At 47.8% G+C, this 14,199-nt stretch carries 9 protein-coding genes; 4 read left to right on the top strand and 5 right to left on the bottom strand.

What is annotated here, in order from left to right; translation table 11 throughout:
• The first annotated feature begins 103 nt into the window (after positions 1 to 103).
• Positions 104 to 3,577 carry a transcription-repair coupling factor gene (gene mfd, locus Q1B47_RS05230; protein WP_299789664.1) on the top strand — a complete coding sequence of 1,158 codons (3,474 nt, stop codon included), beginning with the start codon at positions 104 to 106 and terminating at the stop codon, positions 3,575 to 3,577.
• Position 3,578: 1 nt separating this feature from the next.
• A complete protein-coding gene (locus Q1B47_RS05235; protein WP_299789667.1) occupies positions 3,579 to 4,526 on the top strand; it encodes a peptidoglycan binding protein CsiV in 948 nt (315 codons plus the stop codon).
• 87 nt (positions 4,527 to 4,613) lie between these two features.
• On the opposite strand, the gene Q1B47_RS05240 is transcribed toward Q1B47_RS05235, so the two are convergent.
• From Q1B47_RS05240 to nagZ, 3 genes are all read right to left on the bottom strand, one after another.
• A complete protein-coding gene (locus Q1B47_RS05240) occupies positions 4,614 to 4,889 on the bottom strand; it encodes an acylphosphatase (protein ID WP_299789670.1) in 276 nt (91 codons plus the stop codon).
• Between the two features lie 519 nt (positions 4,890 to 5,408).
• Positions 5,409 to 5,948, bottom strand: a complete 540-nt coding sequence (ycfP, locus tag Q1B47_RS05245; RefSeq protein ID WP_299789673.1) for an alpha/beta hydrolase YcfP — start codon at positions 5,946 to 5,948, stop codon at positions 5,409 to 5,411.
• A 91-nt stretch (positions 5,949 to 6,039) separates the two neighbouring features.
• Positions 6,040 to 7,053: a beta-N-acetylhexosaminidase gene (gene nagZ, locus Q1B47_RS05250; RefSeq protein WP_299789676.1), complete on the bottom strand. Its 1,014-nt coding sequence runs from the start codon at positions 7,051 to 7,053 to the stop codon at positions 6,040 to 6,042.
• Positions 7,054 to 7,357: 304 nt separating this feature from the next.
• Between nagZ and Q1B47_RS05255 the strand changes: the two genes are divergently transcribed.
• A complete protein-coding gene (locus Q1B47_RS05255) occupies positions 7,358 to 8,734 on the top strand; it encodes an L-serine ammonia-lyase (protein ID WP_299789679.1) in 1,377 nt (458 codons plus the stop codon).
• 71 nt (positions 8,735 to 8,805) lie between these two features.
• Here the strand turns inward: Q1B47_RS05255 and cysB are convergent, their stop codons facing one another.
• Positions 8,806 to 9,780 carry an HTH-type transcriptional regulator CysB gene (gene cysB / locus Q1B47_RS05260; RefSeq protein ID WP_299789682.1) on the bottom strand — a complete coding sequence of 325 codons (975 nt, stop codon included), beginning with the start codon at positions 9,778 to 9,780 and terminating at the stop codon, positions 8,806 to 8,808.
• A 227-nt stretch (positions 9,781 to 10,007) separates the two neighbouring features.
• Here cysB and Q1B47_RS05265 point away from each other — a divergent pair, with 227 nt between their 5' ends.
• Entirely contained in the window at positions 10,008 to 10,781 is a 774-nt protein-coding gene (locus Q1B47_RS05265; protein WP_299789685.1) for a hypothetical protein, read from the top strand.
• Positions 10,782 to 11,082: 301 nt separating this feature from the next.
• Here the strand turns inward: Q1B47_RS05265 and topA are convergent, their stop codons facing one another.
• Positions 11,083 to 13,749 (bottom strand): type I DNA topoisomerase, encoded by a 2,667-nt coding sequence (gene topA, locus Q1B47_RS05270; RefSeq protein WP_299789688.1) that lies wholly within the window; start codon positions 13,747 to 13,749, stop codon positions 11,083 to 11,085.
• Positions 13,750 to 14,199 lie beyond the last annotated feature (450 nt).

Consider the following 14,199-nt stretch of genomic DNA (forward strand, 5'->3'; position numbering starts at 1 on the left):
TAGTTGGGGAAAACGCACTTGAAAGGTTAACAGCCTCTAGCACTGGCGAGTGTAAGCCACTACAATAACAGGCATCTTTGTCGTTAATTTTTGCCTGTTCTTAATGAAACCTTTTTCAGTATTGACTCCACCAGCAGTAAAAAGCGCAACCAGAGCACAAACACTATTTACTTTAGGTGGCGCTTCACAAGCCATCACGTTATCGAATCTGGTCCAGAAACATGAGGGTTTAACCTTAGCGGTTACCAACGACACCCCCACGGCGTTGCTGTTAGAAACGGAACTGAGCTATCTGTTAAAGGATAAAGGTATCCCGGTATGGATCTTTCCGGACCGGGAGACCTTACCCTATGATAACTTCTCACCACATCAGGACCTGGTCTCCCAGAGACTCGAGACTCTCTCCCGGATCCCGAATGCAAAACAGGCTCTGGTGATCGTACCGATAAATACTCTGATGGTACGACTGCCGCCAAAATCATTTTTGGCGGGTAACGTACTGCTGTTAACTAAAGGCGATAACTACTGCCTGCAGGACGTTAAACAGCAGCTGGTCGATACAGGTTATCATCTGGTGGAGCAGGTATATGAGCACGGTGAGTTTGCCGTTAGGGGCTCGATTATCGATCTGTTCCCTATGGGTTCAACGCAACCCTACCGCATAGAGCTGTTTGACGACGAAGTGGAGTCTATTCGCTTCTTTGACCCTGAGACTCAGCGCTCCAGTGGCACCATAGATTCGATACGATTACTACCTGCAAAGGAATTCCCGACCAACGATGCGGCAATAGAGGGATTCAGGCAAAGATACCGCCGCCGATTCGACGTTCTGGTAAAGGAACCTGAGTCAGTCTATCAAATGGTCAGCAGGAAATTGCTTCCTGCTGGAATAGAAAACTACCTTCCCCTCTTCTTCGATGACACGGCCAGCCTGTTCGATTATCTTCCCGATAATGCTCAACTGGTCAACGTTGGGGATCTGGAGCAGGCTGCGAAGTCACACCTGGCGGAGATTGAACTTCGCTACGAAGACAGACGTGTCGACCCCCTGCGCCCACTACTGGCTCCCAAAGAGCTCTATCTGCTAACAGAGCAAATTTTTGCCGAGTTTAAGCAGCGCCCCAGAACCTTGTTAAAGATAGGCGAGGCTCAGGGGTCAGGCCACCCGGCAAAACTCGAAGCTTTGCCGGAGCTGACCGCTAATCACAAGCTTAAACAGCCTTTGAGCTTGTTGCAGGAGTTTAGCAAGCATGACGGCAAGATCCTCTTCAGCGCCGAGTCAGAGGGAAGACGAGAGGCCTTGCTTGAGCTGCTGAGCAAGATCGACATCAAGCCCAAACTGTTCGGCCATTTCGATGAGTTTGTACAGTCTAATGCCAAACTCGGTTTGATCGTATCCCCGTTATCTAAAGGGTGTATCGTCGAAAAACCGCGTGGAGCGGCATTCAGTATTGTCTGTGAAACGGAGCTCTTCGGACATAAAATTTCGCAGAAGCGTCGGCGTGATAAGCAAAGACAGATCAGCAGCGACGCTCTGGTCAAGAACCTGGCTGAGCTGAAAGTGGGTCAACCCATAGTTCACCTCGATCATGGTGTCGCCAGGTATCAGGGGTTGGAAACCTTAGATACCGGGGGATTGGTTGCCGAATATCTGATGTTGGAATATTCCGGTGGCGACAAACTCTATGTTCCCGTCTCCTCTCTTCACCTTATCAGTCGATATAGCGTCGGACCCGACGAGGAAGCCAGTCTCAATAAGCTAGGTAACGATAGCTGGGCGAAAGCGAAGCGCAAAGCGGTAGAGAAGATCCGAGACGTTGCTGCTGAGTTACTCGATGTCTATGCCAGAAGACAGGCCAGACCGGGCGAAGCATGTAAGGTTGTCGAGGAGGAGTACGCACAATTTGCTGAAAGCTTCCCCTTCGAAGAAACCGTCGATCAGGAGACCTCTATCAATGCCGTCATGACCGATATGTGCTCTCCGATAGCCATGGACAGGCTGGTATGCGGTGATGTGGGGTTCGGCAAGACCGAAGTGGCGATGCGCGCCGCTTTTGTCGCCGTCAATGACGGTAAACAGGTTGCCATATTGGTACCGACGACGCTGCTGGCTCAACAACATTATGAAAACTTCAAAGACAGGTTTGCTGACTGGCCGGTGAAGATAGAGGTGATGTCACGATTCAAGACAGCCAAAGAGCAGAAACATGTCATGGATGAGCTGGCCGGGGGCAAGATCGATATCGTTGTCGGCACCCATAAGCTGCTTCAATCCGATGCTAAGTTCGAAAACCTGGGGTTATTAGTGATCGATGAGGAGCACAGATTCGGCGTAAGGCAGAAGGAGAAAATTAAGGCCTTGAGGGCCAATGTCGACATCTTAACCCTGACTGCGACTCCAATTCCCAGAACGCTCAATATGGCGATGTCCGGAATGCGGGATCTCTCCATTATCGCAACTCCTCCGGCGAAACGACTGTCGGTTAAAACGTTCGTCAGGGAGTACGACGATACGGCCGTGCGAGAAGCGTTACAGCGCGAGATCTTACGTGGCGGACAAGTTTATTTCTTGCATAACAATGTCGAATCAATCGAGAAGCGAGCCCATGAGATCAGTGAGCTATTGCCTGAGGCGCGTGTGGTCACGGCCCATGGCCAGATGCGCGAACGTGAACTCGAAAAGGTGATGTCCGACTTTTACCATCAAAAATTTAATGTATTAGTCTGCACAACCATTATCGAAACAGGGATCGATGTTCCCTCTGCTAACACCATTATCATAGAACGTGCCGACAAATTCGGTCTGGCACAACTACATCAACTCAGAGGTCGTGTAGGACGCTCACACCACCAGGCCTATGCCTACCTGATGACCCCTCACCCTAAGCGCATGACAAAAGACTCAGTCAAGAGGCTTGAGGCGATTGGTGCCCTGGAAGATCTGGGAGCCGGTTTTTTGTTGGCAACCCAAGATCTGGAGATCCGTGGTGCCGGGGAGCTGTTGGGAGATGAACAGAGCGGCCATATTTCAAAAATCGGCTTCACTCTCTATATGGAGATGTTGGAAGATGCGGTTAAGTCGCTCAAGGAGGGAAGAGAACCCTCACTGGATCAGATGCTGAGGCATCAATGTGAAATAGACCTTCGTATTCCCGCCCTGCTGCCGGATGATTTTGTTCACGATGTCAACATCAGGCTGTCACTCTACAAGCGGATTGCCAACTGTGAAACCGAACAGTCGCTGGACGAGCTGAGAGTCGAACTGATCGACCGTTTCGGTTTACTCCCCGATGCCACTAAGAACTTGATGGAGTTAACCCTATATAAACATCAAGCTACGGCGCTAGGCATAAAAAAACTCGAGATGCACGCAAAGGGAGGAAGCCTTGAATTTAATGATGATCATAAGGTAGATCCCGGCTTTATCATCGGATTACTCCAAAGCCAGCCACAAAACTATCGAATGGATGGTCCTAGTAAGTTAAAATTCCTCATTCCTGCTGAGTCCCACTCTGACAGGCTGGCTCTGGTTAAGTTATTACTGGGGCAACTATCACAACATCGTCTTGGAGAATAATGTGTTAAGACAAACTCTTTTAATGCTGCTCGGCTTTATTTCTATTACCGAGCTCGCCTATGCCCAAGATGAACGCTGGTTTGAGGTAGAGGTTTATCTGTTTGAACGGGAAAATGTAACTTCACAGGAGCAGGCTCCCCAGCAGGTCAATCTCCCCAAGACCAATAAGGCCGTCGATCTGATTTCACCACTGTTCAGCACCAATATAACAGGGGCAAGCATTGGTCTTGATGGATGCTCGTCACACGATTGGGCCACCAACTCTGATGAATGTAATCAACAGCTTAAGTCGAGCCAGGTCAACCACTTGTCACAAATTCCGAGCAGTATCTATGCCGCCGAGCCTCAATATGGTGTTCCTGGAGGCCCCGCGGTATTGCTCTCGAGCAGCCAGAGCCAGTTTCAGGAGATTATCGATAAGTTAGCCAGAGAGCCGGGTAACAGGAGTCTGCTTCATATGACATGGCAGCAATCTATGCAGCCCAGGCATAAGGCTAAGCCTGTGCGACTTTTTTCAGGTCAGGATTATGCATCACGCTTTGAAGCAAATGGCCAGGCTATCCAGTCTCATCAAGTTGAGTCTGTTATTCCTCAATTCGATTTTTTCGGTGACACTCTCGACAGTGATTCCCACAAGCCGGTATGGAAACTCGATGGCACACTGAACATCTATCTGAACCATTACCTGTACGTAGAGACGGCATTAAACCTCCGGGAGGAAGGGGTTAAGACCTTGGGGATAATGCAAGATAACACTCACCTGAATGAAACGCTCGAATCGGTTACCAGCCCATTTCTCTTCGCTATCCCGCTCACCCAAAACCGAAGGGTGAGAAGTGATGAAATACACTACTTCGATCACCCCAATATGGGGATGATTCTGCAGATCCGCAAGATGGAGCAACCCATAGACAGAGTCGAACAGCCTGCTGTGGTTGAAGTTAATTAGCTGAGCCGATACGTGAACAGAATACTCAGTGAACGCAAATGAGTAAAAGTAAGTTAAGAAAATCAGTTAGCGAAACCAGGGAACTGATCAAGACTGTACAATAGAGAAGTCGAGGTAGATCTCATCTGCCTCATCCTCTTCGACAAGGACTCTGGTCACCTCGGCCTGAGGCGAGCCTGTGTGGCACCAATCGATAAGGGTATCTACCGCCGGAAACGCCCCCTGAGCCAGAATGGTCACCGATCCATCCTCGATATTAGATACATAACCGGTCAAGCCCAGCTCCTGAGCTTTAGATAAGGCAAACCGTCTGAAGCACACACCTTGTACCTTGCCATTTACATTGATCAGTACTCTTTTCATCTTGAGCTCCTCATATCACCTCTTTTGAAGATAACGCAAAGCTGAGAAATGGGCAAAAAATAGGCGAAAAATAGGCAAAAAAAACAGCTAACTAAGAGTTTGTTAGCTGCATCGGGCGACATACGCAAACTGGTTAGGTCTGAGAGAGAACATAACGATTATGTATCATCTTGTATCACTCCAGAACTTTGAAAGTCACTTTACACTGCCAATATCAAGATGCAAGTAACAATCAGTTTTTTACGCTAAAAAAGTCTCTTTTTCAGATTTTAACCATATATTACACCCCAAGAAATAGTATCTTATACTGATGTACCAGTTACATCTGAAGTCGGAAGCCTAATGTTCCGGGCTAATCCGGGTCATTTAGGAAAATTAAGCTAAAGCGGAGGAAAGTTGAGAGGAAGCGGAGAAAGGGAAGCCGACCATGTCCCGGATCCTTGACTGGGCATAACCCGGTATGAACCTAAGATTTGCAACACTACGCCGTACCTTTCACGGCGTAGTGGCAGTTGCAGTTCAGGCTTGTTTAAATTGTTGGATCTGAGGAAGATGGCTCGCCAAAACAGGGAATTTATGAGGTTGCTCCTCATCCCAGCAGATTTTGTAATACTCACCGAGTTGCTCACTCACGGCTTGATTGTCATTGACCTGATCCTTTCGAGATAGAATCACCAGTGCCCTTCCCCGGTTTTTCACTCTGAACTGAGACACACATTTACCGGCAATATCAGCGTACTCCTCTGGCCTGTCTATCTTGCCGGCCATGTTATCTTGCGGGTTCAAATTAGGGTTAATGAGTACCGAACGTAAGCCATTTAAAAAACCGATACGTTCGGCCCAATATGCCCCTAAGCCTACACCTAAGATGATGGGCTCGGAGTCATCGGACTGCTGTAACTGTCTGCTGACTTCATTGAGCAGATGCTGCATATCATGCTTTGGATGTAATGTACTATAACTGACTAAGCGTACATCTTTGTCAATGAACTGCAATTGACGCATTTTTTCGTGGTTACCTGGACTTGTCGCATCAAAACCATGTAGATAGAGGATCATCTGGCCACCTATAAATCAAACTAGAAGATTAAATTATCTAATTTACTGAAGTTGAATATTGAGCTGCATCAATAATTAATAACCTTAAAAATTAATTATTTGAAAATTTTGCGGCAATCTCTTTCGCTTTTTCCCATCGGCTGTTATCTTCCAATGCCCGACAGACCCGGCTGACATCCGGTTTTAATAGGTTTGCCGGCCTGGAGGGTAGCGTAGAGGGCCAAGTTAACTCGTTGAGCACCTCTGTCGCACCAGCTGCATCATTACAGACTAAAATCATGTTACAACCAGCCTCAAGTGCCGCTTGGGCCCGCGCCTTATAGCCTCCAACCACGCCCGCACCTTTCATTCCCAGGTCGTCAGAAAAGATAACCCCATCAAATGCAAGCTCAGTTCTCAGCACCTTCTTCAACCAGTGCTTAGAAAAGCCTGCGGGGTTAGGATCAATACTAGGATAAATAACATGAGCGGGCATCACTCCATGCAGCTTTTTTTGCTCGATAAGTGCTTTAAATGGAAGCATATCGAACTCGGCTATCTGTTGCCAGGTTCGATTGTCCACCGGCTCAGCCACATGTGAATCTGCCTCGACACTGCCGTGCCCCGGAAAGTGCTTCCCCACGGCAGCCATGCCAGCCTGATGCATTCCGTCGATGAAACTACCTGCCAGTTCAATCACTGCCTCGGGCTCACTACTGAAAGCCCTCTTACCGATCACCCGGCTAATCCCGTTTAGATCCAGAACCGGAGCAAAACTTAAATCGATATCACAGGCAAGGAGTTCGATAGCCATCAGGTAGCCCAACTCGACGGCCCAGCGCCTGGCCAATGCCATATCTCCTTTTGCCCGGGGCAAAATATCGCCCATGGCCGGGATATGAGTAAAGCCCTCTCTAAACCTCTGAACTCTGCCACCTTCATGATCGACAGCAATAAGTATCTCGGGCCTGACACCACGGATCTGTTTTATCAAGGCCGTTAGCTGAGTACGATCACGATAGTTACGACTAAATAAGATCACGCCACCGACCATAGGGTGTTGCAGTTGTGACAACTCCGCCGGTGTCGCTTGTGTCGATAACAGATCAAGCATTAAATAACTCACTAAAACTCCCTAAAATTACGGAAACAGAAACGGCCAATCTATGGCCGGCATAAGAAAAACAGAGGGGGTTAAATCAACTCCGGTTAACCCTGCGACTAGCCCTAGCTTAACTAATCTGAAAGCGTTAATTAAAAAATCTCATGATAAAGCATGAGGAAAAGTATGGGATACTTTCAGATTCAAGGGCCATGCAAGCTGATTAGATTAACACACCATGGCAATTTTCCCCTTAATTTTAATACTGTAGGGAAATTTAATCTAATATGAATAGTGTTAGCAGAACAATAACAAACAAGGTTTCATCATGATAAGCGTTTTCGACATGTTCAAGATTGGCATAGGACCTTCCAGCTCACATACCGTGGGCCCGATGAAGGCCGGCAATATCTTTATTAATGATCTTGATAAAAAAGGACTTCTTGAGTCTACCGATGAGTTAAGATCTGAGCTGTTTGGCTCTTTAGGCCAAACAGGTAAGGGCCACGGCACAGGCAAAGCGGTGATCCTTGGACTCATGGGCGAAGCCCCGGATACCGTCGACACCGATATCATAGATAGTGTCCTCAAAGAGGTCAGCGATACTCAACAGTTGCAGATGGCCAATGGTACCAGAGTCATCTTCAGTCGCGAGTCGGGTGTGGTCTACCATAGGCGCAAAAGCTTACCCGCACATGCCAACGCCATGACACTATACGCCTACTCGAAAGGTGAGTGTATCTATGAGAGAACATATTACTCGGTTGGTGGTGGCTTTATCTTAGATGAAGATGAAATCAAGGCACAGGATGCATCTCCGGCAGCACAGATTCAATCTGCCCCCTATGACTTTAACAGCGCCAGCGAACTACTTTCGGCGTGTATTGAAAATGGGTTAAGCATCTCTTCACTCATGATGGCCAATGAACTGAGCGTCGCTCCCGAGAGCCAGGTGAAAGAGCAACTTTGGCACATCTGGCAGACAATGAAAAACTGTGTCGAACGAGGTTACCAGAAAGAGGGAATTCTGCCGGGGGGATTAAAATTAAGACGACGTGCTCCGGCCATGTATCGCAGATTGAAAGCGGAAGGTAAGAATAATATCGACCCCTTAACCGCCTTGGATTGGGTCGACCTGTTTGCACTGTCGGTAAATGAGCAAAATGCGGCTGGTGACAGAGTCGTGACCGCGCCAACGAACGGAGCCGCTGGGATTATTCCCGCCGTGCTCTGTTACTACGATACTTTCGTAGAGGAGGTTGACATTGAAGTTTGCTGTCGTTACCTGTTAACGGCTGCCGCCATCGGCATCCTCTACAAGAAAAATGCTTCAATATCCGGCGCAGAGGTTGGGTGTCAGGGGGAAGTCGGCGTGGCCTGCTCTATGGCCGCTGCGGCGCTGACCGAAATAATGGGAGGCACCATAGAGCACGTTGAAAATGCAGCTGAGATCGGCATGGAGCACAACTTAGGCCTGACCTGTGATCCCGTCGGTGGCTTGGTACAGGTGCCCTGTATCGAACGAAATGCCATGGGGGCCGTAAAGGCCATCAACGCGTCAAGAATGGCACTGCGTGGCGATGGCAATCATAAGGTATCACTGGATAAAGTGATCAAGACCATGATGGATACCGGAAAGGATATGAGAAGCAAATACAAGGAAACCGCTAAGGGTGGTCTGGCTGTCAATATCGTAGAGTGCTAGTTTTAAGGAGTTGAGCCTCAACGTTGAAAGTAAAAACTCGCCATATGGCGAGTTTTTTTGTCACACTCATATCATTTTACCGGTAGCTCAACATCGGTAAACATATTCTCTATCAGTTGAGGATCCCTCAGGCCGACAGCCTTCTCAACCACCTCTTTGGTCAGGTGAGGGGCGAAGTGCTCGATAAATTCGTACATGTAGGTTCTTAAGAAGTTGCCTTTCCTGAAGCCTATCTTAGTCGTACTGTGGCTAAACAGGTGACTCGCATCGATTGCCACCAGATCCCGGTCCATATTTGGATCGATAGCCATAGAAGCTATCACTCCGACGCCGAGCCCAAGCCTCACATATGTCTTCAATACATCGGCACTGGTGGCACTGAAAACCACTCTCGGCTCAAGTCCCGCACGATTAAATGACTTTTCAATTTCCGATTCTCGATCGAAACCAAATACATAGGTCACCAAGGGGAAACGGCCCAGATCTTCGATACTGATATTGCTGCGCGACGCTAAGGGGTGATCCCTTGTCACTACGATGGAACGGTTCCAGTGATAACAGGGCAACATGATCAGATCCGAATAGAGATGCATCCCCTCTGTAGCTATCGCAAAGTCGGCATCACCTCTGGCCGCTAACTCACTAATTTGAGAGGGCGTGCCCTGGTGCATATGCAGGTTTACCTTGGGATAACGTTCGATGAAACTACGGATGATGTTGGGTAAGGCATATCTGGCCTGAGTATCGGTAGTGGCAATATTGAGCTCGCCTTGATCGGGCTTAGTGTACTCTTCAGCAACTTTCTTGATGCTCTCAACTTTGCCTAAGATATTATTTGCTATACTTATTACCTGTTCGCCGGCAGGGGTCACATGAGTTAAGTGTTTACCACTACGGCCAAAGATTTGAATACCCAACTCGTCTTCAAGCATTCGTACCTGTTTACTGATCCCGGGTTGAGATGTGTAAAGGTTTTCCGCGGTTGCTGACACGTTAAGGTTATGATTAACCACCTCTGCAATATATCTGAGTTGCTGCAGCTTCATCTTTTGTCCTTGAGTTCGACCTTTAGTTACTACACTTTCTCGGGTCTAAAATGGGAGAGTAAGTATAATAATTAGTTATAGTACAACGTAAAAATTAAATCAATCTGGAATATAACATAGTGTTAAACTCAAACACACGACATTAGTCAATTACTGAACTAAGATAACTATGCTAGTGTGTTGATTTATAGTAGCATTAACAGAATTGCATAATTAACGGTAGACCTATGATATTTACTTTGGTTCTGATCCTTATCGGTGCGCTATTATTACTCGTTATCGGAATTAATGTCATACAGCAGCAGAAAGAACGCGCTGAAGCTGAGCGCAGGACAGAGCTGGCACGGCAACGGGCAATAATCGACGAAACTGAAGAGGTGTTATCTCACACAGGCATGTTCCCCTGCTCTTCTCAGATCGTGCTGGTGTTATATAAACGTGTCGAAGATGCATTAGGTCTAGCCGTCAAAAATGCCGCCAATCAGGCGGCCGATTATCAACGCAGAGCCGTCGATATCCGAGCCCAGATAGAAGCGTTACAATCTTCCCCCAAGACCTCACCGGCCATCGAAGGATTTCGTCTGCCGGATGATGATAAGCAGATCCTTACTCTGGTGCAGGTACTGAAAAAGCTTAAAGCGATACTGAGAGCCGAACACAACAAAGGGAAAGTTGACCCGACCGTCTTTTCTGAAGAGGAGGGGCGAATCGATAGCCTTCAATTACGAATTAATGTCGATTCAATGCTATCCAGAGGCAGGGCAGCCTGCTTTATGAAGCAATATGGCTCCGCTAAACAGATGGTGACTAAAGCGCTCTCTACGTTACATGCCATTAAGGCTCAGACGCCAAACGACCCCTTCATTGCCCGTAAGGTCGATGAGGCCAAAGCCATGTTAGATGAGATCACCGGTGCCCAGAAACAGGCATCTCCTGTGGTAAAACAGGAGAAAGACGAAGAGGATATCGATGTCCTGTTTCAGCCGAAGAAGAAGTGGTAAAGCGATTAACCAGCTTTCATAAAAAACCAGCTATTATGCTGGTTTTTTTATGGATTAAACCCTTGGGCCTCAAAAGCTCCACACCTTTCGCGGCTAAAGCCGTTCCTAACAGGACATCGGCAGAAGCCCTATTAGCAGATCTCAACAGATTTGCGCCTAAAGCCGCTCCTACACAGACCATCGACTGAAATTCTTTTACCAGATCCCAACAGATTCGGGGCTGAAGCGGCTCCTGCATGAAAAAGCCCCGATGTATATCGGGGCTTTTGGCAATCAACATCAGAGATGCAAGTATAGCGGCTTACTTCTTCGCTTTCGGCTTGGCCTTAGCTTTAGGCTTGGCTTTCTTCTTGGACTCAGTCACCCACTTGCCGTCGATAAACTTAGATGTCCAGCCTGTTGCCTTGCCATCGACATCGGTCGCAACATACTGCTCCTTCGTCTTACGGCTGAATCGAACAGTCGCCTTGTTGCCGTCATCGTCGGTAACAGGCGCATCGGCCAGATAGGCATACTTAGGCCATAACAGTTCACGATACTTGACCAACTCCTCCACTAACGGAGCACGGGTCTCACGTGACTTAGGGAAAGTACTTGCAGCCATGAAGATCCCTGCCGCACCATCTCTGAGTACGAAATAACCATCAGACTTGGTACACTTCAACTCAGGAAGGTGGATAGGGTCTTCCTTCGGCGGAGCAGCTTCACCGCTCTTAAGTAACTTACGGGTATTCTTACAATCGGCATTAGTACAACCAAAATACTTACCGAAGCGACCATTTTTAAGCTCCATATCGTTACCACAACGATCGCACTCAATAATCGGCCCTTCATAACCTTTGATCTTAAACTGACCCAGCTCGACCTCATAACCATTACAGATAGGGTTATTACCACAGACATGAAGTTTACGCTTCTCATCGATAAGGTAACTATCCATCGCCGTACCACACACACCACAACGGTGCTTGGCTCTCAGCGCATCTGTCTCTGCATCTTCGCTGTTTTCACTCACGGCCTCTTCGCCGGGAGTCAGGTTCATCGTCGTCTTGCAACGCTCCTTAGGTGGCAATGCATATCCGGAGCAGCCTAGGAAGACGCCTGTGGTTCCGGTGCGAATTCCCATAGGTCTCTCACAGGTTGGACACTTGATGTCCGTCAGCACCATCTCATTAGGGCGCATGCCGCCCTCCTCCGGTGCTAACTCGGCCTGCTCGATCTGCTTGGTCAGATCTTTATAGAAGCCATCGAGAACCTTCTTCCACTCCAACTCCCCCTGAGCCACATCATCAAGAGTCTGCTCCATGCTGGCGGTAAAGTCATAACTCATCAACTCTTTGAAACTACCGATGAGGCTCTCACTGACGATCTCGCCCATCTTCTCGGCATAGAAACGACGGTTCTCAACCTTCACATAACCGCGATCCTGAATCGTCGAGATGATGGTCGCATAGGTCGAAGGACGTCCGATACCACGTTTCTCGAGCTCTTTTACCAGCGATGCTTCACCATATCTTGCCGGCGGCTTGGTAAAGTGCTGCTTAGGCAGTAACTCCTGCAAATTCAGCTTATCGCCCTTGGCAACGACAGGAAGCGTATTATCCTCTTCATTTTTCTTCTTCACTACAGTCTGGACGCGAGTCCAGCCGTCGAAACGTAGTGTGCGCCCGGTTGCCTTAAGTTCAAAATCGCCGGCTTCAACCGTCAATCGGGTCGCATCATATTTAGCCGGTGTCATCTGACAAGCCACAAACTGGCGCCAGATCAACTCATATAAGCGCTGTGCATCCCTCTCCATATCCTTCATGGATGCGGCCTGCACTTTCACATCTGAGGGACGAATCGCCTCGTGCGCTTCCTGAGCTCCATCTTTGCTGCCATAACGAATGGGGGCATCCGGCAGGTATCTGTCGCCGAACTCCTTACCGATCATCTCCCGTACACCATCGAGTGCTTCCTGGCTCAAATTGGTCGAGTCGGTACGCATATAGGTGATATGACCGGCCTCATAGAGACGTTGTGCCATCATCATGGTCTTCTTAACACCAAACCCTAAGCGGGTACTCGCGGCCTGTTGCAAGGTAGAGGTGATATAGGGCGCCGACGGCTTGCTGGATGTCGCCCGGTCTTCACGAGCCGCGACAACAAAACTTGATTGAGACAGTGCCGCCGTAGCAGTTTGAGCCTCAGATTCAGTAACCGGGTTAAACGCCTTCCCCTGAAACTTAACCACCTGCATCTTTAATGCATCATGCTTCTGTGTTTCAAGTTGAGCGTGAATATCCCAGAACTCTTCAGGGACAAAGGCTTTAATCTCGCTCTCTTTTTCGACAACCAGCCTGGTCGCCACCGATTGCACACGGCCCGCGGAGAGTCCGCGAGCCACTTTTTTCCACAGTAGCGGAGAAACCATAAAGCCAACGACACGATCGAGGAAACGCCTCGCCTGTTGCGCGTTGACCATGTTGGTATCTAAGCTGGATGGATTACTGAATGCATCCTGAATCGCAGATTTGGTGATCTCATTAAACACCACACGTTGATAACGAGAAGCATCACCACCGATCACCTCCTGAAGGTGCCACGCAATGGCCTCTCCCTCTCTATCCAAATCGGTTGCGAGAAAGATTTGGTCGGCGGATTCGGCTAAGGTTTGCAGCTCTTTAACTACCTTCTCTTTACCCGGAAGCGTCTGATACTTGGCTTTCCAGCCCTTATCAGGATCGACCCCCATACGAGCTACAAGTGCTTGTTTGGCTTTCATGCTCTTGTAGATAGCTTTCTCTTCAGGAGCCATTTTTCGTACTTCTGCCGGCGTTTTGGTTGCCACTTTTGCATCTGGACTGGATGATGTTGGCAGGTCACGAATATGACCCACACTCGATTTCACGATGTAATCTTTGCCGAGATATTTGTTAATAGTCTTGGCTTTGGCCGGTGATTCGACAATAACTAGCGATTTACCCATAGAATGATCTGCGCCAAAAAAGTCTCAAAATTTGTCAATTGGCTCCATATATAGAGGGTTGTCACGATACTTTCAAGCTTATCCCTCTTTTATTTGTATCGTTGAGCCAATAATTAACCGTTTTGAAACTATTTCTAAAATAAGTGTGAAAAAAATAATTGCGTAATTAAAAACTAATATTTCATTATTAGTCATCTAGCAAGTAATTGTTGTGCATTTCGATGCAAAAATCACAAAATACCTATTTTCGCCTACCTTGTTAACCTTAAAACCTCAAGTATACTGGGCAAAAAATTTGGTAAAAAAAGTAATAATTCAATCGAATTTACGCAATGATAGCCATTTATCTCAGGTTCTGCACCCCCGGTTATTCGGCGCTAAGTCACTTTAAGATAAAAACAAATAAAATTATCAGGAAATTTGGGGAGATCGTCGGCAGGTTCAAATTCC

It is taken from the genome of uncultured Shewanella sp., from assembly GCF_947501225.1.
GTDB lineage: Bacteria > Pseudomonadota > Gammaproteobacteria > Enterobacterales > Shewanellaceae > Shewanella.